Origin of the sequence: Mesorhizobium sp. B2-4-1, from assembly GCF_006442185.1 — a bacterium.
GTDB lineage: Bacteria > Pseudomonadota > Alphaproteobacteria > Rhizobiales > Rhizobiaceae > Mesorhizobium.
In genome coordinates this window covers 24,914-45,222 of record NZ_VFVN01000016.1, presented here as the reverse complement: position 1 = coordinate 45,222, position 20,309 = coordinate 24,914, and the positions used below count along the sequence as shown (strand labels likewise).

At 59.2% G+C, this 20,309-nt stretch carries 16 protein-coding genes and 1 tRNA gene; 11 read left to right on the top strand and 6 right to left on the bottom strand.

What is annotated here, in order from left to right:
* Positions 1–2: 2 nt before the first annotated feature.
* The 4 genes from FJ949_RS27975 (at position 3) to FJ949_RS27960 (ending at position 7,162) form a co-directional block, all read left to right on the top strand.
* Entirely contained in the window at positions 3–1,502 is a 1,500-nt protein-coding gene (locus FJ949_RS27975; protein WP_140500894.1) for an ATP-binding protein, read from the top strand.
* The gene (locus FJ949_RS27970) at positions 1,499–4,351 is read left to right on the top strand and encodes a Z1 domain-containing protein (protein ID WP_140500893.1); all 2,853 of its coding nucleotides are present in this window, start codon (positions 1,499–1,501) and stop codon (positions 4,349–4,351) included. Before FJ949_RS27975 ends, FJ949_RS27970 begins: the two co-directional genes overlap by 4 nt.
* Positions 4,335–5,339 (top strand): PD-(D/E)XK motif protein, encoded by a 1,005-nt coding sequence (locus FJ949_RS27965; RefSeq protein ID WP_140500892.1) that lies wholly within the window; start codon positions 4,335–4,337, stop codon positions 5,337–5,339. Before FJ949_RS27970 ends, FJ949_RS27965 begins: the two co-directional genes overlap by 17 nt.
* 122 nt (positions 5,340–5,461) lie before the next feature.
* Positions 5,462–7,162 carry an AIPR family protein gene (locus tag FJ949_RS27960; protein ID WP_224647066.1) on the top strand — a complete coding sequence of 567 codons (1,701 nt, stop codon included), beginning with the start codon at positions 5,462–5,464 and terminating at the stop codon, positions 7,160–7,162.
* Here FJ949_RS27960 and FJ949_RS27955 read toward each other — a convergent pair.
* Positions 7,159–8,727, bottom strand: coding sequence for a DNA cytosine methyltransferase (locus FJ949_RS27955; RefSeq protein WP_140500890.1), 1,569 nt, complete (start codon positions 8,725–8,727; stop codon positions 7,159–7,161). The genes FJ949_RS27960 and FJ949_RS27955 overlap by 4 nt on opposite strands.
* A gap of 64 nt (positions 8,728–8,791) precedes the next feature.
* Here FJ949_RS27955 and FJ949_RS27950 point away from each other — a divergent pair, with 64 nt between their 5' ends.
* Positions 8,792–9,235 (top strand): very short patch repair endonuclease, encoded by a 444-nt coding sequence (locus FJ949_RS27950; RefSeq protein ID WP_140500889.1) that lies wholly within the window; start codon positions 8,792–8,794, stop codon positions 9,233–9,235.
* A gap of 532 nt (positions 9,236–9,767) precedes the next feature.
* Here the strand turns inward: FJ949_RS27950 and FJ949_RS27945 are convergent.
* A complete protein-coding gene (locus FJ949_RS27945; protein WP_140500888.1) occupies positions 9,768–10,472 on the bottom strand; it encodes a hypothetical protein in 705 nt (234 codons plus the stop codon).
* A gap of 322 nt (positions 10,473–10,794) precedes the next feature.
* Here FJ949_RS27945 and FJ949_RS27940 point away from each other — a divergent pair, with 322 nt between their 5' ends.
* Entirely contained in the window at positions 10,795–13,236 is a 2,442-nt protein-coding gene (locus FJ949_RS27940; protein WP_140500887.1) for a phage/plasmid primase, P4 family, read from the top strand.
* A gap of 69 nt (positions 13,237–13,305) precedes the next feature.
* Here FJ949_RS27940 and FJ949_RS27935 read toward each other — a convergent pair whose 3' ends face one another.
* Together FJ949_RS27935 and FJ949_RS27930 are read right to left on the bottom strand one after the other, a co-directional pair.
* Entirely contained in the window at positions 13,306–13,746 is a 441-nt protein-coding gene (locus FJ949_RS27935) for a hypothetical protein (RefSeq protein ID WP_140500886.1), read from the bottom strand.
* Between the two features lie 676 nt (positions 13,747–14,422).
* Positions 14,423–14,644, bottom strand: a complete 222-nt coding sequence (locus FJ949_RS27930) for a DUF6471 domain-containing protein (RefSeq protein ID WP_140500885.1) — start codon at positions 14,642–14,644, stop codon at positions 14,423–14,425.
* A 136-nt stretch (positions 14,645–14,780) separates the two neighbouring features.
* On the opposite strand from FJ949_RS27930, the gene FJ949_RS27925 reads away from it, so the two are divergent.
* The 3 genes from FJ949_RS27925 (at position 14,781) to FJ949_RS27915 (ending at position 17,702) form a co-directional block, all read left to right on the top strand.
* Positions 14,781–14,999: a hypothetical protein gene (locus tag FJ949_RS27925; protein ID WP_140500884.1), complete on the top strand. Its 219-nt coding sequence runs from the start codon at positions 14,781–14,783 to the stop codon at positions 14,997–14,999.
* 65 nt (positions 15,000–15,064) lie between these two features.
* Entirely contained in the window at positions 15,065–15,751 is a 687-nt protein-coding gene (locus tag FJ949_RS27920) for a hypothetical protein (protein ID WP_140500883.1), read from the top strand.
* Between the two features lie 793 nt (positions 15,752–16,544).
* Positions 16,545–17,702: a tyrosine-type recombinase/integrase gene (locus tag FJ949_RS27915; protein ID WP_140500882.1), complete on the top strand. Its 1,158-nt coding sequence runs from the start codon at positions 16,545–16,547 to the stop codon at positions 17,700–17,702.
* 6 nt (positions 17,703–17,708) lie between these two features.
* Here FJ949_RS27915 and FJ949_RS27910 read toward each other — a convergent pair.
* A tRNA-Leu gene (locus FJ949_RS27910) sits at positions 17,709–17,793 on the bottom strand.
* 327 nt (positions 17,794–18,120) lie between these two features.
* On the opposite strand from FJ949_RS27910, the gene FJ949_RS27905 reads away from it, so the two are divergent.
* Together FJ949_RS27905 and FJ949_RS27900 are read left to right on the top strand one after the other, a co-directional pair.
* Positions 18,121–18,708 (top strand): YqaA family protein, encoded by a 588-nt coding sequence (locus tag FJ949_RS27905; RefSeq protein WP_140500881.1) that lies wholly within the window; start codon positions 18,121–18,123, stop codon positions 18,706–18,708.
* 84 nt (positions 18,709–18,792) lie between these two features.
* Positions 18,793–19,311, top strand: coding sequence for a disulfide bond formation protein B (locus FJ949_RS27900; RefSeq protein WP_140500880.1), 519 nt, complete (start codon positions 18,793–18,795; stop codon positions 19,309–19,311).
* A 364-nt stretch (positions 19,312–19,675) separates the two neighbouring features.
* Here the strand turns inward: FJ949_RS27900 and FJ949_RS27890 are convergent, their stop codons facing one another.
* Positions 19,676–20,233 (bottom strand): HNH endonuclease, encoded by a 558-nt coding sequence (locus FJ949_RS27890; RefSeq protein ID WP_023677956.1) that lies wholly within the window; start codon positions 20,231–20,233, stop codon positions 19,676–19,678.
* Positions 20,234–20,309: the final 76 nt, after the last annotated feature.

Below are 20,309 nucleotides of genomic sequence, written 5' to 3'. Positions count from 1 at the left end.
CGGTGGGTGTTCGCAACATTCCGCCGCACGCTGGCGCGATGTTCGAGTCGCTCCGCGGCTTGGGATACACGCCATCAACGGCGCTTGCTGATCTGATCGACAACTCTATCGCGGCGTCAGCCAGCAAAGTGGACATTCAATTTGAGTGGCAGGGCCCGCAAAGCTGGATACGTATCACCGACAACGGCTTAGGTATGGATGATGAGGCTCTCGAAGCCGGTATGCGTCTAGGTGCTAAAGATCCACGTGCTGAACGAGCCAAATCCGACCTTGGGCGGTTCGGACTTGGGCTTAAGACTGCAAGCTTTTCGCAGGCTCGCCGGCTCACGGTCGCCAGTCGTCGCAGGAACGGTCGGATAGTCTGTCTGCGGTGGGATTTGAACCTGCTCGACCAGGAACAACTACCTTGGCCGCTATTCGAAGGGCCGGCGCCCGGGTCGGAAGCATTGCTAAAGCCGCTCGACGATATGGAGCAGGGGACGATCGTTCTCTGGGAAGATCTCGATCGTGTCGTCACTGACGGCTTCGCGGCGGCTGACATGATCGAACTGATCGATCTTGTCGAGGTCCATATTGCCATGACGTTTCACCGGCTCTTGGAAGGGCCGGGGGCGCCCATGCGGCTGACGCTGAACGCCAAGGCAGTCCAGCCGTGGGACCCATTCCTGACCGGACACCCAGCCAAGGCTTGGGAAAGCGTTGAATTTCGAATCCTGCATTCACCGGGGACCTTCGTGCAGTGCCATGTCCTTCCGCACAGGGACATGCTCAGGCCTGCGGAGCAGGAGAAGGCCGCAGGTCCCAGTGGGTGGACGCTGCAGCAAGGCTTCTATGTCTATCGCAACAAGCGCCTGCTGATGGCTGGAGGCTGGCTCGGACTTGGTGACAATGGCCGTCCATGGGTTCGAGATGAACCTCATCGGCTTGCCCGCATTCGACTCGATATCCCCAACAGCGTCGACAGCGATTGGAAGATCAACGTCCTGAAGTCCGCAGCGAATCCACCCGTTCGCCTGCGCGATCAGCTTCGCCGACTGGCTACAGAGACGAGGGAGAGTGCCCGAACGGTGTTTGCCCACCGTGGACATGTTTCATCGGCCTCTGGCGGCCGCTCGGACGGCGTAAAGGACGCATGGCAAGTCAGACGTTCCGCGAACGGCACATCGTATCGCATTGCTCGGGATAACGATCTGATCGCCTCGATCCTTGATCGCGCCGGTCCGCTCAGGCCTGACATCGTGGCGATGCTCCGCCTGATCGAGGAAACAGTTCCGGTCCAGCGCATTTGGCTGGATACCGCTGAGGACAAGGAGACGCCGCGGACAGGCTTCGCCGAGGCTCCGACGGAAGAGGTCAGAGAAACCCTTGGCTCCATGTTCGATGCCTTGGTCCGCTACAGCGGATTAAGCGAGGAGGAAGCACGGCAACGCCTTCGTCGAAGCACCGGCTTCGAGCGCTTCCCTGAACTCATTTCATCACTCACTCTTATGGATATTGCATGAACCAGAAGGCATTCGATTCCATCCTTTCGATGGCTCAGAACATGTTGCGCCGAGCTTCCGAGCGAGAGCAATCAGCCATAACCCCGGAGATGATCGAGCGGGAGTTGAAGAAACTGGAACTCGTGGCCGGCGAGGACTTTGAGGAGATCGATCGCGACGCCCTGGTGGACGAGCTGATCCGTCGATCCAGCCGAACGGTCGGTGAAAATGCCACGCTGTCGAGCGGCGAGGATCATATGCCTTGGCTGACATCCGACCGTAAGAAGGGCTGGTCGTATTGGCGGCGCTATTCGGAGTACATGGAGAGCCGGCTACCATGGACGGCGCTCGACGCCCTAGATGTGGCGACCGATGAAGTACTCAGCCAGCTCGAGGACCCTCGACGCGAGGGGGCTTGGGATCGTCGTGGTCTCGTGGTCGGGCATGTGCAATCCGGGAAGACCGGGAACTACACGGGGCTGATCTGCAAGGCGGCCGATGCTGGTTACAAGATTATCATCGTGCTTGCCGGCCTGCACAATAACCTGCGGTCGCAGACTCAGATCCGGCTTGACGAGGGTTTCCTCGGGTTCGCAACGATCTCTGATGGCGACGAGCTACCAGCCGTAGGCGTTGGTTTGATCGATGCCGACAGCTCGATTCGTCCCAATGCTGCCACCAACCGAAGCGATAGCGGCGACTTCAATACGCAGCTGGCGGCTCGGATGAATGTTAGCCCGGAGCAGCGCCCGTGGCTTTTCGTGATCAAGAAGAACAAGACCGTCCTCGAACGACTACTGCACTGGATCAGGAACCGTGTCGCCAACCACACCGATCCTGTGACCGGCCGCAAACTGGTTACGAACCTGCCGCTGTTGGTGATCGACGATGAATCCGACCATGGATCCGTTGACACGGGTGAGGACGTGGTCGACGAGTTCGGGAACCCCGATGTCGAACATCAGCCGACGACGATAAATCGACTGATACGGTCTGTTCTGCATCACTTCTCGCGCAAGGCTTACGTGGGGTACACCGCCACTCCGTTCGCTAATATCTTCATTCATGACCGGGGCGAAACGGACGAGCATGGGCCGGACCTTTTTCCAGCTGCCTTCATCACCAATCTGGCTGCCCCATCGAACTATGTCGGCCCTGGGCGCGTCTTCGGCTCCGCGTCCAGCACGCCGGAGAATCTGCCTCTGATCCGTCCCCTCAAAGCCGACGAATACCTTCCATGGATGCCACAAAGGCACAAAAGCCATTGGCGCCCCAGATGGAACGGTGAGGACCGGATACCCGATTCATTGGCGGAAGCAGTCCGCTCATTTGTCTACGCTTGCGCGGTCCGAAAGTTGAGAGGTCAGGGGAAAAAGCATTCCTCCATGCTGATCCATGTCAGCCGATTCACCGCTATTCAGGCAACGGTCGTGAGCCAGGTCGCCTCGTACGTTCAGGATCTCAAGGGACGCTACTCTCGGTCCATCGATCTAGCGTCGGTTGAGGAGCTGATGCGTCGTGAGTACACGGAAGTATTCCTGCCGGGGATGATCGCCATCCGAACCGCTCTTGTGGAAGGCGAGGTACTGAAGGACTTCAGCTGGGATGAGGTTCGGTCGATCCTACCGGATGTCATCTCCGACATACGTGTTCGGGAGATCAACGGAACAGCCAAGGACGCGCTCGACTATGTAGACAACGAGGCCACCGGTCTCAAGGTAATCGCGGTCGGCGGCGACAAGCTGGCTCGCGGCCTAACCCTCGAAGGTCTTTGTACTAGCTATTTCCTGCGAACTGCAAGGATGTACGATACCTTGATGCAGATGGGTCGCTGGTTTGGTTATCGCGACGGATATCTGGACATCTGCCGACTGTACACTTCCCACGAGATGATCGAGTGGTTCGGACATATTGCAGACGCGGCGGAGGAACTGCGTCAGGAGTTCGACAACATGGTCGCGGCCGGTTCGACGCCGAAACAGTTCGGCTTACGAGTCCGGTCGCATTCGGTCCTCACCATCACTTCGCGCGCCAAGATGCGAAACGCGAAGGCGATGCAGCTCACTTATGCAGGTGATCTTCTCCAGACGATCGTCTTCCCGAATACCAAGCCCGAGGTCCAAGCGAATTTCGATGCAACCGAACGGTTCTTATCTAGGCTTGGCGCACCTATCGACTTGGACCAGCAGGCCTACAAGCCTGAAGGCCAACGATGGAACGGTCACCTTTGGCGAGCTGCCGCGTCGCTGGAGGTGATCACCTTCCTCCGGCAGTACCAGACGCATAGTGCCAGCTTTCGTATCATGAGCCCTCTCATCGCCGACTTTATCGAAGAAATGAACAAGGACGGCGAGTTAATCAGATGGACCGTTGCCTTGATCGGCAAGGAGGGTGACGCGATCAAAACAATCGCCGGGCACCCCATTACCATGCTGGATCGCAAAAGAACGGTCGATCATCAGGATAGGTACTCCATCAAGGTGTTGATCTCACCGCGTGACCAAGCTATCGACCTCTCCGAGGCGCAATGGAAGGGAGCCTTGGCGCGAAGTCAGGAGACTTGGCGCAAGGGAGACGCCGAACGGAACGAGGGAAAGGAACCGCCCAAGGAGCCAAGAGGCCCTGAGATTCGCCGCGTGTTGGGCGACGGATATCCGGAGATGGGCGTGCCGCCGCGGAGAGACCGCGGTCTATTGATGCTGTACCTGCTCGATCCAGAAGAATCAGGGGTCGATGCTCTCAAGGGTGCCGCTCCAGTGGTCGGTTGGGCAATAAGCTTCCCCTCCAGTGTATCCGAACGGCGAGTATCGAACTCTAGATACGTCGGAAACAGCGTTCTTTGGGGGGAAGTGAATGCTTGGGTGGACTGAGGAGGGACTCGCCAAATCGTGGCGTGCGTTGGCGAAACAGGAGTCGAACGAGGACTGGCGCTTTGTCCACATGACATCGCTTGGAGAGGTGTCGATTGAAGCGGGCTGCTATTTTCCTGCGGGCCGCGAAGCACTGATCGTGGCATTCCCAAGGTCTTGGCCGATCGACTCGGCACGCCTCCCTGAAGGCGCCGGTTTCGACGTGGTGCTTGTCACAGACAGGGCCGCTTTCTCTGGCCGCACTGCAATTGCCCTCGTTCGTCGTGCGGAAGGCGCACCTGACATATTTGCGGCAATGGCCGTCAATGTTTTGCGCGCTCTTGAGAGGACTGCTGGCGGCAACGCCGAGACCGTGGTGGACGCCTTCATCGACAGAGTGACCGAGTGGCAGGCGTTCATGGCGCGCCGTCACCGTCCCCTATCCCCTGAGGCTCAGGTCGGCTTGATGGGCGAGCTCTGGATGCTGAACAGGCTGTTGGATTCCTCCTTGGGACAAGACGCCTTGCACTGTTGGCTGGGTCCGATGCGTGCGGCACAGGACTTCCATATCCGTGGTGGTGCGCTCGAGGTGAAGAGCACTGCGGGTGGTGGTGGCTTTCTGGCTCGCATCAACAGCATCGAGCAGCTAGATACTGACAGGACACCGCTCATTCTGGGTGCTCTGCGGTTCGAGGAACGCGACGATGGTCAGTCGCTCGTGGACGTGGTTAAACGGCTCAGGGACCGCTTGATAGAAACCGGTCATCGCCGTACCTTTGATGCTCTTCTCTTGATCCTTGGCTATCTCGACGAGCATGCGCAGCACTACGGGCGAGTGTTGGCCCTAAAGGAAGTCGGCGCTTTCCTGGCGACCGATGACATGCCCAGACTGCGGAGAGCCAATCTTCCCGCTGCAATCAGGTCCGCAGCCTATGTGCTCGACCTCGACGCATTGAACGTGCCCGCGCTGGCGTTTTCTGACGTTCTCAACGCTTTTGAATTGAGCTGACATTGAGCTTAGACAATTTTCATCGAGACTACCGATCCGACATACTTGCGACGGTCGCAGAGCGAGTGGCCTCCGATGAGGGGCCGTTTCCATCCGAAGAACTTATCTTCGCGGAGATGGTGATGGAACACATCTCACAGGTTGGCATTAGCGAAAGCCCGACGATCTGTCACTGGAACGGGACAATCGGGAACGCCAAGCTCAGAATCACGGGTTACGCTCTCTCCTCGGACGAGACAGCCTTGGATCTTTTCGTTACCCACTACTTCGGCACCGATATTCTGAACGAGTTGAAGGATGCTGAGGCCGCAGCCACTGCCGGCGAGGGCGTGAAGTTTCTGCTCAAGGCGGCGAGCGGTAACCTTGAAGCCAAAATCGACCCGACGCATCCCGTCAGGAACTTGGTGAGTACCATCAGCAGCCGCTGGCATGGTCTTGACCGCCTCCGGGTTTTCGTGATGACGGATGGTCTCACCAAGAGCAAACGGTTTGCGAGCAAGGAAGTGCAAGGCAAGATGGTGTCCATCGAGGCGATGGATATCGAACGCCTGTTCAGGCACACCGATGGAAAGCCGCGTGATGAGCTAGCCCTGAGCCTTGTCCAATCGATTGGTCATGCGCTGCCGTGCGTCCACGTACCTGACCCCGACGCCGACTATGAGTACGTGCTGACGGCGATCCCCGGTGTTGTCATCCGCGACCTCTACCTCAAGTTTGGGTCGCAGTTGCTAGAAGCAAATGTGCGGACGTTCCTTGGGGCGAAGAAGACCGTGAACAAGGGAATCATAGAGACCTTGCGAAGGGAGCCAGAGCACTTCTTGGCGTTCAACAATGGTCTCGTGCTTGTCTGCGATGAGGCGGATTTCGAAAAGACGGCGGATGGAGGTCGTGGGCTATCATTCCTGAAGGGCTTGCAGATCGTCAACGGCGGTCAGACCACCTCTTCGATCTATTTCGCATCCCGTGATGACAAGACCCTCGATCTCAGCCACGTTATGATTCCCGCGAAGATCATCATTCTAAAAGGCAGCAACGACGACGCGCGTGAGAAGCTAATCAGCAACGTCTCGAAATTCGCCAATAGCCAGAATGCGGTCAAGCTCTCGGACCTGTCCGCCAATCGGCCATTCCATGTCCAGCTTGAGAAGCTGGCTAACGACACTTGGTGCCCGGATGGCTCCACGCGCTGGTTCTATGAACGGGCTGCAGGCGCGTACAATGTCATGCTCCTGCGCGATGGAACGACACCGGCTAAGCGGAAAAAGCTGCAGGAAATCATCGCGCCCAAGCGCAAGCTCAGCAAGACCGATGTCGCCAAGTATCATGAGGCTTGGCGAGGCAAACCCTCGCAGGTGGCAGCAGCCGGTGAGAAGAATTTCGCTGCCTTCATGTCTGCGTTGGATGAAAATCCGTCGTTGGTACCGAACCCAATTGACGCCAATTGGTACAAGGGACTGATCGCCAAGGTCATTCTGTACAAGGCGGTGGAGCAGATGATCAAAACAAAGGAAGCCAAGGAGATCTTCCGGCAAGGATGGGTCAACATCGCGACCTACGTGCTTTCGGTCGTCGGTGACCGACTTGGCGACCGGTTAGATCTGGAGCAGATCTGGCTGAAGCAAGACGTATCCAAGCCCTTTCGCGAACTGCTTTGGGAATGGTCCGTTACGATCAATGCGGAATTCGACAGGGTTGCTCCAGGGCAGCAGATCTCAGAAGTGGCAAAGCGATCCACCGTTTGGGATCAAATCCGCGTGGCGACGTTTGCCGACCCCGGCAAAGGCATCCCCGAGCTGAGTCAGCGCCAGACGCCTGGTGTTTAGACGGCAAGGATCTCCTCACGGACATCTTGGTTCTTGGACGCGCTCTTATCGAGTGCCGAGTGGATCAATTTGGCGATCTGTCGGGCTAGAAATGGGGGCACAGCATTGCCGACTTGGACATACTGTTGCGTCCTGTTGCCCATGAACAGGTAGTCGTCCGGGAATGTCTGCAAGCGAGCAGCTTCCCGTACAGTCAGGCTGCGGCACTGGAGCGGGTCCGGGTGGATGAAGTAATGCCCGTCCTTTGAGATGTGGCTGGTGACCGTGGTCGATGGTTCGCCGGCGATCTGGACACGGAAGCGGTCGGAAAAGACACCCGTGTGCCAGTTCTTGTGGTTAGGCACCAAGCTGATCGGGAACCCCTCGGCCTTCGGGCTCCTGCCGTGCAGCTGGCCATAGGCCGCAGCAAAGAGATAACGCCCCAAATCGGATCGCATATGTCCACGGGTATCATGCTGAGCAAGAGCCAAAAGCTCAGGTCGCTCGATCCATCGGGAGAGCTCGTCGTTCGATTGGCCGTAACCGGCCGGCAATGACTTTGCCGAGCGACTAATGGCCTTGCTGCCCGGCAGGCGTTCGGCTACTTCGCCGAGCAATCGACCCAGATCCGACGAGCCGCCGACATCGTTCGAGAGGGACGACGCAGCGGCTATGACAGTGGATAACCAAGCCTCAACACCGTCTTCACGGCTGACTCCGCTGCGCAGCGCCGGCAGGTTGCCAATTGCATCGCTTACTGTCCGTGGTCGGGGTAGAGCGATGGCGGTGCCCACTGTTCCGGAAATCTGGTCGGACCGCACGCCAACGATAATTACACGGTGGCGATTCTGCGGCACTCCGAAAGCCTCCGCTCTCACGATGAAGTCGGCCGGGCGGCTCGCCTCCTCCAGACGCGCAACGCCATCGGCAACCCGAATTGCCCTGAGTTCGTAGCGAGCCGTCCCATGTGCACCAAGCGACGAGAGGTCCTCAATGAGCATCTCGAATACCAGCCTGCTTTCCACCGTGGAAGAGAGCATGCCCTTGACGTTTTCCATAATAAAAACTGCGGGCCGAAGGCGTTCTAAAACTCGAATGTATTCTCGAAACAGGTAGTGGCGGGCGTCCTTTTCAGGGACATAGTTCGCCTTTCCTCTGGATCGAGAGCGGCCGACAAGAGAGTACGCCTGGCAGGGTGGTCCACCGATCAGAATGGTGTCGTCGAAATTCGAACGCAGCTTGCCAATGGCTTTGTCAATCGCAACGGTCGCGTGGTCAGTGCCGAGTTCGAGACGACGGGCTTCCTCGGTCGCCTTCTTGAACGCGGCAGGATCGACCTGTTCCCAGTCGGGTTCATTCGATAGGCCGGCATGAAGGTCAATGAATTCGCGAGGCAGTCGGCCATGTTGGGAACGAAACTCTCGAAGGAACGCCCGCAAGCGCAAGGTGCGGTGGGCCGAACCTTCCTTCTCTATGGAAATGCCGATGTGAAATGGAGTGCGTCCGGCCTCCTCATAGGATGCAAAGCCTTCTCCAAGGCCGCCAGGGCCAGCGAACAGGTCGACGATTCCAAAGGTACGCGCCAAAATCGACTCTCGATCAGATTGATTTGCACATATATCACTTGTGCAGTTCGAAACCAGGTGGCACGTGGCCGACATAGTGGACAAGGCGACCAGATCCCGGATGATGTCGGGGATCAGGGGAAGCAACACCAAACCGGAGAAGGAGCTTCGAGCGGCCCTTCACGCACGAGGCCTCCGATATCGGCTTCACGCGAAAAACTTAATTGGTCGACCCGATCTGGTCTTTCCGAAGTTTCATGCTGCCGTGTTCGTTCACGGATGCTTTTGGCATCGGCATGAGGGGTGCCGCTACTCCACAACGCCCTCGACCAGGCGAGAATTCTGGGAGCAGAAGTTTACGGCCAATATCGCACGCGACAGGCATGTCGAACAGGCACTGCTTGATGCCGGTTGGCGTGTTGCCACCGTCTGGGAGTGCGCCCTAAAGACGCGGAACCAAGTCGTAGAAGTAGCGGACCGGATTTGGGGTTGGTTAGGATCGCACGAACCGTGGCTGGAAGTAGGCTAGAGCAGCGCAAAGTTTCACGCTCACACGTTCGGCAGACCTCGTGCCTTGGCCGAGAGTCGAAGAAGAACCTTGGAGATGGTCTCGCGATGGTCGGGCTGCTGCTGGGCGGCTATCGCCCTCCTCCCTCGACTAGTCTCCCCAGTTCTACTCTTCACCCCTGAGAACGCGCCGCAGACCCTATCTACCTTGCTGGCACGGACGGGCTGGGGCGGTTGTATCGCCCCCACCTTCCCTGTAACCATTTTGGTCACCTGTGGAGATTTCCGGAAATGCGGGCCAACTAAGTTTCTCGCTGAACTCCTTCAGCGACGCGTGGCGAAGCTTTTCCTCTCCCTTCCGAGCCTGATACGCGGCCGACGAGCCTAGCCTGATCCATTCGACGGCACCGCGATAACAACCTGCAGAGGCCGATCGCAGCAACCGCCGACCGACCGGACTGGGAGGGGGCCGGCGCCGCAGGAAGACCCTTCCCCAAGCTTGGAGCTCGGCACGGCGTTATCAAAAGCTCTCCCCTTCGCGAGCCGTCTATCGCTTATTCGTTTCCCAAATTGTATTCGCCGTTCAGGTAGAAGACGTCCGCATCCTGTCCAAACGCGGCCGAGTTAGGGTGTGCTGTATGATGCTGGACGAACTGAACCACTTTGTGGAGGTCGTGTTCTCTATCTTCCGCGTACTCAACATCAACATGGTACACCCTGCTAAACAGGGTCGAGATCTCTTCGCAGTCGATGATGAAGTCAGAGGTCGGATAGCCGGAAACCAACCGCTCCAAGGCGTCGAAATCATGCGCCTTCCGGAGAGTGGGAAGATACATGTCCAGCCTTTCAGCATATGCCTTGAGTGCGCTCTCAGCCACGTGGACTGATGGAGCATTTGCAACCAACGTCGAGGCAGGGTCTAGAGGGCCGAACTCACTCGACTTCCCGACCCAGATTTCGCTTGCACCTGCGCACATCAGAGTTCCAGCACCCTTGCATGGGCCCAAGGCGAAGATGCCGGTCGCATCCCGGTACTTGCCCATCAAATACCGCATGATTTTGTAGGCGATTTCGGCATTCCCTCCCATGGTAGTGAGGAAAATGAACAAGTGTGGCGCCGGATTTTTCCGGACTTCAGTCTCCATGATCACACGATCAAGCGCATACCGGTCGATTTCTGCGTTAATGTAAAGCAGATCTGCATCCCAAGCGTCTGCCAGACCATTAGCTGCCTTCTCTAGGCGTTCAAAAAGCTTCAATTGGTAGACCTTTCCATCTCAAGCGCCGATGCGCCATTGCGCCGGCTTCGCGACGTGAGATGGAGCCGCCCCACAAGCGTTTCTAGAGTAAAGACTCACTTACCCTATAGTAATAGCGATATTGTCTTACCCTATAGTAATACAGTTGGAAATCAAAGCGATCGCATCCAGATATGTGGCCTCACAGCGAGGCCTCCTGTCGCTCAGGATGCTTATTCTCCGTCCGGCTCTTAACTCAGGCCAGCCCTGAACCCGTCGGAGAAGAAGCACGACCAACAGGATCAGCCTCTGCGCCACCTAGGATTTTCAAACGAGGTTACGAGTGACAGTTTTCTTCGACGAAGCGCCGAAATATTGGGCCCTTGGCAAGCCCGCGATTCCTCTCCGGGCCGGCTTCAAGAACCCGTGGATCGACGCCTGGCAGGTTTTCGCAGATCGTATGCCGACCGAGCGCGAGCAGCATGACTGGTTGCGGCAGAAGGCCAATGGCAATATCGGCTTGCCTATGGGAGCCGCCTCCGGCGTCGTCGCGATCGACATCGACAGCGAGGATCCTCGCGTTCAGCGCATCGTCGAGCAGCTTCTTCCCAAGTCTCCCTGGCGCCGCGTCGGCCGCAAGGGTGCAGTCCTGGCCTACCGCTTCGAGGGTGAACGGACGTTCCGTATCAAGGACTCGAAGGGCCAAATGCTTCTGGAATGCCTCTCGAAAGGCACTCAGATCGTGCTTCCGCCGTCGATCCACCCGGATACAGGCAAGGCCTATACCGCGAACTGCGATCTGCCTGAGATCATGGGGTCGCTCCCTGCCCTCCCAAAGAATGTCGAAAGCATGCTCCGCGAGGCGCTCAAGGCCGAGGGCTTCGAGCTCTCGTCCTCGGGCAACACCAAGATCACGTCGTTCGTTCCGGCCGGCGCGCGCGACAACGCGCTAGTCTACAACGCCGGCCTGCTGGCCCGCGCCGTGACCCGTGGCGAGCGCACCCTGGTCGAGGCCATGGGTGAGATGAAGGCCTGGGTCGAGAGCTACACGGAGAAGGTGGCCGGTGATGAGGTTGACGTCGGTAAGGCGCAGACCAAGGTCGTCGACTTCCTGCTGCGTGATGTGCTTGGCAACAAGCGGAAGGCCCTCCCCCAAGGCTGGGACGACGGGCTCACGATCGACGATAAGGAGAAGCTGGGCCTCGTCTTCACCGACGAGAACGAGGCGTGGGACGCCGAGCGAATCGTTGCCCATCTGGTCAGCGAGTTCGAGCGGCATGTCACGCCTGACACCGCCGGCTGGACACGCGCCATTGAGTTCTCGCTCGATCGCATCGCCCGCAGCCACGACTTGGGCAACATCGACGAGGAGCGCATCCTCAAGTTCATCGTCTCGCAGTCCAAGGGCACCCTGACGGTCACCACGCTGCGCAAGGAGCTTCAGAAGCTGCGCGCCGGCGACATCATGGGCACCGACCACTCCGAGATCGCCAAGGCGGCGATCAAGGACCTGGAGGTCTTCGGTGATATCAGGTTTCACAGGGGCCAGTTCTGGCAGTGGAAGGGCGCGGCTTGGGAAACCGTCGAAAAGAGGATCTTCGTCAATCATCTGGCCGAAGAGTATCGCCATTTGCCGGCCTGCAGGCGCTATAGTGACCTCACCCAGATCGTCGCGTTGATGGGCAACTTGCTCGCCCGCCCGCTGCACACGATCGCCATGCCCGGCGTGAACTTCGCCAACGGCTTCCTGACCACCGACCTGGAGCTCAAGAAGCACTCGCCGGACTACGGTTGCACCTACGTGTTGCCCTACCGTTACCAGGAAGACAGCCGCTGCCCGCAGTTTCTCCAGATGCTTGACGATTGCTGGGGGCAAGACGTCGACCGTGAGGACAAGGCCATGGCACTCCAAGAGGCCATGGCGGTCACCCTGATGGGCATGGCTCCCAGCTATCAGCGTGCATTCTGCCTCTTTGGCGCAGCTCACAGCGGTAAGTCGCGCATCCTGGAAATCCTTAAGGGTCTTGTGCCCCACGGCAGCTTCTCGTCGATCCCGCCAACCGAATGGGACGACAAGTTCCTGCCGGCTCAAATGGCCGATAAGCTGGTCAACTTCGCGGGCGAGATCTCCGAGAAGCGTGAGATCGCGGGCGAGACCTTCAAGCAGATCGTGTGCGGGGAGTCGATGACTGCCCAGCACAAGAACCAGGCGCCGTTCGACTTCCACTCCAAGGCCGCCCAGTGGTTCGCATCAAACCACGTGCCCAAGAGCAGGGACGCCTCGGATGGCTTCAATCGTCGCTGGCTGTTCATCGAGTTCTCGCGCAGGATCCCAGCCGCGAAGAAGGTCATCGACATCGACCAGATCATCTTGGCCGCCGAGCGCGAGCAGATCGTCGCTTGGGCTCTTCAGGGGCTTTCGCGGCTGAAGAAGAACAAGGATTACACGATCCCCGCCAGCCACCTGATGGTGATCGAAGATATGGCGAACCAAAACAGCTCCGTCCACTATTTCTTGTCCCGGGGTCATCGACTGCGGGTCGGGAAGCTGCAGCACGAGGGTGTTCACGCTTCAAAGGCGCGTACGTCGGGGTACGCGCTCTATGACGAATACTTGAACTTCTGCGCGATCGCAGGTGGCGTCAGGAGGGTGTCGCCGACCAAATTCCACAGTGCGATGCGGGGGCTGGCGGAGGCCTTCAAGTTCGAGGTAGTTCGGGAGCCGCGGAACGGTGGCGTCGACTTCGTGTACAACTACGTCACCGTCATGTCGTCGACACGGTAACCACACCGAGGGCAGGCGCGGATGTATCCGCGCCTCCCCGGGCACGGAGATGGCGGAAGGGGAACCCGATTACGCTGCGGCGCGAGCCCGACGGAGGATTTCGTCCAGCATCTCGGCGTTGGATGTTACGGCGATCACGTCGTCCTCGGTTACCTCGCCGTCGATCAAGCTCTGCACCTCAAGCTCAATCATTTCTAGCTCTCGGTCGCTGAAATTGTCCGACCTCACCCGCGGGTCGCACCAGGACGACTTCGGTCTGTCGTGGTACCTAAACGAACTCTCCTCGATCACCCGGTAATGGCGCGGCTCGATGCACGCCTCCAGGCCGCAGTTGTTCCGGACCTGGAAGCCGCGATGATCAACAAGACTCAGGGCGACCCGCACTGGGTTGCCGACACCCTTAAGATATGGTCGCCCCTTTTTGAAACGGCCGCCCCAGATCAGGTGGCCGCCAACGAGACGGGACAGGCGGCTGACGCGAACGGAAAGCGGTACTTTGGGACGGGCCATTTGTCACTCTGCAGTTTAACGTCTCCGTCATGTGGGGTGTTTGGGGGCCACCGGCGAGGCCGTTTTTGAAATCACTACAGCGACTTTTATCCTATAGTATCTCCTGCTTCTGTCAGTCCTGAACCAGCAAGAATTGGTACCCCCTTTATCCCCCACCAAGGTGGAAAAGAAGAGAGTGAAAAGTTGGACGTCACTCGACGTACGGCATTCTGATCCAAGGCTGTTAGCCCTTGGTCCGGCCGGCTTCCCGACCCGATCGACCGGCCGCAGGTTTCGGTCGTCCTCTCGGGCATATGGACGAGAGTGGTCCCCCAGAGCCGCCACACGCGCACGCGAGAAGAAAAATTGGCGGAGTGCCGAATGTCGGTCTCCCGCCCGCGCCACCGCCCGATCCGGCTAAGTCTTCGAGACGACCCGTTTGATGGTCCTCACCGGAGCCGAGCTTGAACAGGTGAAGGCGCTAGCGCCGTCGGCGGCCGACAGACTCCGACCAGCGGTTGGAGCGGCCCGGAGGCCAATGATGCTCTGGCAACGTTCCGATTGGAAGTGGAGACCGTCTCAACGTAGTCGCCGCCAGCGCCAGAACCTGATCTGATCTGATCTGGACTGTTGATCCACGCGAAGATCTTGGCGTCCAGGTCTCGTGACGAGGCGCGGGCGCAGGCGCGCCAACGTGTTAGTCGAGCTTCAGCCTCTGCGAACCGATCGCGGTGAGGCACTGAGCAAACCAGATCGCGGTGAAACTTCCACGTGCGAGCTTGTTGGCGATGTTGACCTCTTTTTCGTCCACCCCTATGGCGGCCAGCTTTTCGACCAGATCGGCGTAGCTGAGCCCCCGCAGCTTGAGCTCGGCCTTCACGATCCCGCTGAGCAGCAGCTCCCATTCGGCCTTGGTCATTGGGACAGACTCCGAGAAATAAATTTTGGTCGACCTATTGTGCTGCGACGCTTCATATTTATCTATCTCCAACAATAGATTTAACACTGAATAAGATATATTAGAGACCACTCAGCCAATTTAGGAAACCCGCTACATGACCCTCGACCAGACAACAGCAAAGGTGCTGACCGACCTCCTGCGCGAACTCTCCTCGGAGCTGGACCTCCACTACGAGGATGAGGACTTCCACGCCCTTAAGCCGACCATCGAGACGTTGCGACAGGCCGCTACCCTGATGAAGGACGCGGGCCATGAAGCTCCTGAGGTCTACCATCATGTCATGGGCCGCTTCGAGCGAATGACTCGTTCCTAACATAGCAACCCGACAGCCGGATTTCACGGCGGCCAACCAGCATCCTCCACAGGACTTTCAAAAAGATGACCGAGCCTTTCGACCTATCCATCCCGAGTTCGAAGTATCTGGCCCTGGCCCGTGAGCGCCACGCCGGAACAGCCAGATCAAGCGAGGAGCTGGCATCGATGCTGGAAGACGAAGCCTATGACTGCGGGCTCAACAAGGAGCACGTTGCCATCCTGGTCGACTCGCGCAACTGGAGCGTTGCCGTACGCAACGAGAACAGGAAACCGCGGGCGTTTCTGGACGTTCGCATCAATCAAAAGGGCAATGCGGAGATCGGGTGGGCGCGAGGTGACCACGAAATCGTCTTCGACGAGGACTTCCTAGCCAGATACGTGGACGCGGCCCGGACATACGGTGCTGTTCCATGGCGGAGCCTGGGGGAGCTGATGTGGTGGAAGGGCTATGCGACGATGGCCAGCTCGGCCGTCCTTCGGCAGTCGCCGTCAGCCATTGCTCTGCTCTACGCCCACGCTGCTCGGCTCAATGATCTCGCAGCCCAGCTAGCCCAGCACGTGACACTGGTCGGAGCCGTGAAGCTCCAGTTCACCTATGACCAGGATCGCCTGTCGTCGGTCGACTTCGTCCCAACCGTCCCGCCGGAGCGCTTGCAGGAGATAACCCAAGACCGTCGTCGCCGGACGGAGGCGAGGCTGCGGGACGCTGTTGAGCGGATGGCGAAGTTTGATCCTGAGGATCCCGAATGATCCACGCACGCTCTCTACCTCTTCGCCTCCCAAGCATCGATGATCTCCGATGGCCATCCTCAGCGCCCATGATCGCCTACAGTTCTTGCTGCAATCGTCGCGTCAGCTGATGGCAGCGGTACCTCCATATGCCTACGTCGCTAAGAGGCGCCGCTGTGATGGCCAAGCTGTCCAGCTGCAGCCTCGAAGATCGGCGGCGCGGCCTTCGGCCAGCATTTCCGTCCTGCTGCTCGGCCGCCGGCTGGGATTTTTTGGAACCGGCTCGGCCGCGGATCTTTCGATCATCCGCGCGCCTCGGGCCGGCGAGCGGAAGGAGTACACCTTTTTTGGGGAAGAAGGGCCGGGTTGCGGCGGGAATAGACCTATCCTCGGCCTGCATAAAAATTTGCCTTTTTGGGTAATAGCACTCGCCGCAGCAAGCCCCTCCGGCTGGCAAAAGGAACTTCCCCTAGAGTACCACGCAGATGACCCATAGAACCAAGACACGGGCGGAATTAGATCGAGGGCGTTCCACATGATTGAGCCCGCACCGAATGAAACGACCGTCAAGCCGACTGCCAGACAACCTCGCACCTGTTGGGGTCAACCTTGATCAAGCTGCCGCGCTCATCGGGATCGGCACCTCACTGTTCACTCAACTAGTCACCGCCGGCCAAATGCCGGAGCCCCGGCCGCTTGCTTCACGCCTTCTTTGGGACGTGGAGGAGGTTGTAAGCGCCTTCAGGGCAATTCCTCATCGCGGCGAGAGTAGCAGAACGGGGCCATCTTCGCCGTCCAACAACCCTTGGAATTAATGCCGAGAAAATTACCTAAAGGCGTTTCCCACGATCGTGACCGGCACGGAAACGTGCGGCTGTATTTTCGCACCCATGGTCGCTCGAAAATTCGACTCCGCGAAAGGCCAGGGACGCAGGAGTTTGAGGCCGAGGTGGCTTGCGCTCGGCTTAACGTCCCGTACTCACCCCCCAAGACCGGCAGCACTCTGGATCGACATGAACCGGTCTCCCAGAGGTCCTTCCGCTGGCTGTGTCAGGAGTACAAGCGACGAGTAAGGCTTTCCCCCAAAATTCTGGCCCGACGTTCATCGGTTCTCGATGAGATCTGTAACAGCGAGCATAAGAGTGGCAGCAAAAGGGGCGCACTCCCCTTCGACCTCCTGGAGCGGCGCCACGTTCTTGAAATTCGTGACGATCTTCGTTCGACGCCGGGCGCGCAAAACGAGGTCGTCAAGGTCATCTCGGCGATGTACGGCTGGGCAGTCGAGAACGACATCGTCAAGACCAATCCAGCACTCGGCATCAAGCGCCTCAGGTCGGGTGACGGATTTCATACATGGTCCGTCGAGGAAGTGCGCCAGTTCGAAGCACGCCATCCCCTTGGCAGCAAGGCACGTCTGGCACTGCATTTGGGTTTGTTCACAGGCCTCCGTCGTCAGGATCTTGCGATCCTTGGACGCCAACACGTGACGAATGGATGGCTGCACATCCGTCCCCAGAAGACCAGCAGATCGTCAGGTGTGGAAGTGGAACTTCCCCTGCTTCCGAGGTTGCAGGCGACGATCGACGCTACTGCCTGCGGCGACCTAACCTTCCTGGTCTCAGAGTGGGGAACGCCGTTCACGGTTAATTCGCTGGGCAACAAGATGCGAGACTGGTGCGATCAAGCAGAGCTTCCACATTGTACGCTCCACGGCCTACGGAAGGCAGGAGCCACTATGGCAGCCGAGAACGGCGCAACGGACGAGCAGCTCATGGCGATCTTCGGATGGACCACCAAGCAGCAAACGACGCACTACACGAGGAAAGCCCAACGCCGCCGGATGGCTGGACATGCCGCCCATCTCTTGGTCATTCCGGAACAAAATCAGGACAAAATTGTCCCACCGAAAAAGTCGATGACAAAGGGTGGGACGAAAATTAGGAAAAAGCTCGGAAATTCAACACCTGAATGAAGGTGGTGGTGCCCCTAGCCGGGATCGAACCAGCACTCCTTGCGGAACTCGATTTTGAGTCGAGCGCGTCTACCAATTCCGCCATAGGGGCTCAGGCCGGGCGGCCTGGATGGCGCGGACTATACGGTTGGAGGCCTGTTCGTCAACTGGCCTGTTGCCGATAGCCTGCGGAGCCGCGACCAAACCGCCCCTTTCGGTTTCCTGCGGGCACTGCCATTGTGCGGCGCGGAAAATCTTTCTAGACAGGCGTCGTGTCGAAGCGCCTGGCGTCCGGAAGAAGGAACGCGGCGCGCTTCGGGTCTTGGTTTCACGCATGCACCTGTTTCATCCATGCCCCTGGTTTTCTGCCTGCCCTTGTGCCGGCCACGCCGTGCATGTGGGCGCCGTGCGGTAGGCATTTACGACATTAGGAGAGCCGATGCTTCGCGGACTGTACGACTGGACCTTGTCGCTGGCGGCGCGCAAATCCGCTGAATGGTGGCTGGCCTTCATCGCCTTCGTCGAGAGTTCCGTGTTCCTGGTGCCGGCCGACGTGCTCTATCTGCCGATGGCACTGTCGCGGCCTGATCGCGCCTATCGCTATGCGCTGATCGCCACCGTCGCCTCCGTGCTGGGCGGCATCGCCGGCTGGTTCATCGGCCACTACGCCTACGACGCGCTGGCGCGGCCCATCCTCGAATTCTACGGCAAGTATGACGAGTTCGAGGCGCTGCGCGTCTCTTCGGGCATCGGCTTCATCATCTTGATGCTGATCACCTCGGGCGCCGCCCATCTGCCGCCGATCAAGGTGGTGACGATCCTTTCGGGGGTCATCGGCGTCAATCTTTTGCTGTTCATCGCACTGGCAATCGTGGCGCGCGGCGGGCGCTTCCTGCTTCTGGCCTGGCTGCTGCGCCGCTATGGCGAGCCGATCCGCGAGTTCATCGAAAAGCGCCTCGGCCTGATCGCGGGTGCGGCGGCAGCCGCCCTGATTTTGCTCTATATCCTGGTCAAATACGCCTTCTGATTCATGTCGCCCAAACCGCGCGGCGGCGTGGCGACATGGACCACAAGACCGGGCGAGCGGCGAACATAACGGACGAAAGACCCCATGACTGCGACCATGACTGCCAACACCGGACGCCAGCGGACCATGACGGCCCTGTTCCTTGCCGTAGCCATGGCCGCCACTGTCGGCTCCGCGCTCGCCTTCCAGTACATTGGCGGCTACATCCCTTGCCATCTCTGCCTGGAACAGCGCACGCCCTACTATATCGGCGTGCCGCTGATGCTGCTGGCGCTGCTTGCATCGGCGCTGCACGCGCCGGCATGGGTGGTGCGCGGCTTGCTGGCCATCGGCGGCCTGCTGATGCTCTATGGGCTGTATCTCGGCATCTATCACGCCGGCGTGGAGTGGGCCTGGTGGCAGGGCCCGGCCGATTGCACCGCGGGCGGAGGCCCGGTCGACACCGGCGGCAAAGGCGTGCTCGACGCGCTCGACAAATTCGTGCCCCCGTCCTGCGACAAGGCCGCGCTTCGCATTCTCGGCCTGTCGCTCGCCGGCTGGAACGCCATCGCCAGCCTTGTCCTAGCGGCCATCGCCTTCCGCAGCGCGCTTTCGCGCGACTGAGTCCGTTCAACCGAACGGCACGACAAGAGTTCGAGCAGAAATCCGGCGGGCCGAGTCGGATAGCGCGGCTTTCGACGTCCGAGCCAGGTCGACCCCCACTCCGTCTCGGCTCCGCCGAGCCACCTCTCCCCCGATCGACGGGGGAGAGGAATGGCGCGAACCTATTGCCTCAGGCTCCTTTCCTCTCCCTCCGGAGGGGGGAGAGGTGGCGCTGCGAAGCAGCGACGGAGTGGAGGAAGCCGGTCCTCAAAACGCGAAGCCGCTGATAAGTGAGCGCGGCCGAGCTGGTCCGATATCAGGGTATGTCAGACTATCATGGAGACAATCGCTTCAGACGGCCGGCGTTCCGAATTGTCGGACGCTCTCAGGGTTCGAGTTCGACATCCCAGTACAGATAATCCATCCAGCTTTCATGCAGATGGTTGGGCGGGAACAGACGGCCATTATTGTGCAGGTCGTGCACCGTCGGCTGGTAGGGCTTCTGCAACGGCCACATCTTGGCATGCGCCGGCATCATGCCGCCTTTCCTGAGATTGCAGGGGGAACAGGCGGCGACGACATTCTCCCACGTCGTAGCACCCCCGCGGTGGCGGGGGATGACGTGATCGAAGGTCAGATCGTCGGGCGTGCCGCAATATTGGCACTGGAAGCGGTCACGCAGGAAGACATTGAAGCGTGTGAAGGCGGGATGCCGCGACGGCTTCACATAGGCCTTCAGGCTGACGACGCTCGGCAGCTTCATCGAGAAGGTCGGCGAGGACACCGCGTGCTCGTATTCGGCGACGATGTTCACCCGTTCGAGGAACACCGCCTTGATGGCGTCCTGCCACGACCAGAGCGACAGGGGGTAATAGCTGAGCGGACGGTAATCCGCATTCAGCACCAGCGCTGGAAGCCCATCCGGAGATACGGCAACCGTCACGTCGTTGGCCTCCTTGGTTCTCTAACCTGAATGGCGCGGATACTGTAAGCCCGACATGACAGGGATGTGAAGCGGA

What these genes read in the sequence shown, in the direction of transcription:
- FJ949_RS27970 (WP_140500893.1), top strand. Translation starts at nt 1,499, where the DNA reads ATGAACCAGAAGGCATTCGATTCCATCCTTTCGATGGCTCAGAACATG.
- FJ949_RS27965 (WP_140500892.1), top strand. Translation starts at nt 4,335, where the DNA reads ATGCTTGGGTGGACTGAGGAGGGACTCGCCAAATCGTGGCGTGCGTTG.
- FJ949_RS27960 (WP_224647066.1), top strand. Translation starts at nt 5,462, where the DNA reads ATGGAACACATCTCACAGGTTGGCATTAGCGAAAGCCCGACGATCTGT.
- FJ949_RS27935 (WP_140500886.1), bottom strand. Translation starts at nt 13,746, where the DNA reads ATGGCCCGTCCCAAAGTACCGCTTTCCGTTCGCGTCAGCCGCCTGTCC.
- FJ949_RS27930 (WP_140500885.1), bottom strand. Translation starts at nt 14,644, where the DNA reads ATGACCAAGGCCGAATGGGAGCTGCTGCTCAGCGGGATCGTGAAGGCC.
- FJ949_RS27925 (WP_140500884.1), top strand. Translation starts at nt 14,781, where the DNA reads ATGACCCTCGACCAGACAACAGCAAAGGTGCTGACCGACCTCCTGCGC.
- FJ949_RS27920 (WP_140500883.1), top strand. Translation starts at nt 15,065, where the DNA reads ATGACCGAGCCTTTCGACCTATCCATCCCGAGTTCGAAGTATCTGGCC.
- FJ949_RS27915 (WP_140500882.1), top strand. Translation starts at nt 16,545, where the DNA reads ATGCCGAGAAAATTACCTAAAGGCGTTTCCCACGATCGTGACCGGCAC.
- FJ949_RS27905 (WP_140500881.1), top strand. Translation starts at nt 18,121, where the DNA reads ATGCTTCGCGGACTGTACGACTGGACCTTGTCGCTGGCGGCGCGCAAA.
- FJ949_RS27900 (WP_140500880.1), top strand. Translation starts at nt 18,793, where the DNA reads ATGACTGCGACCATGACTGCCAACACCGGACGCCAGCGGACCATGACG.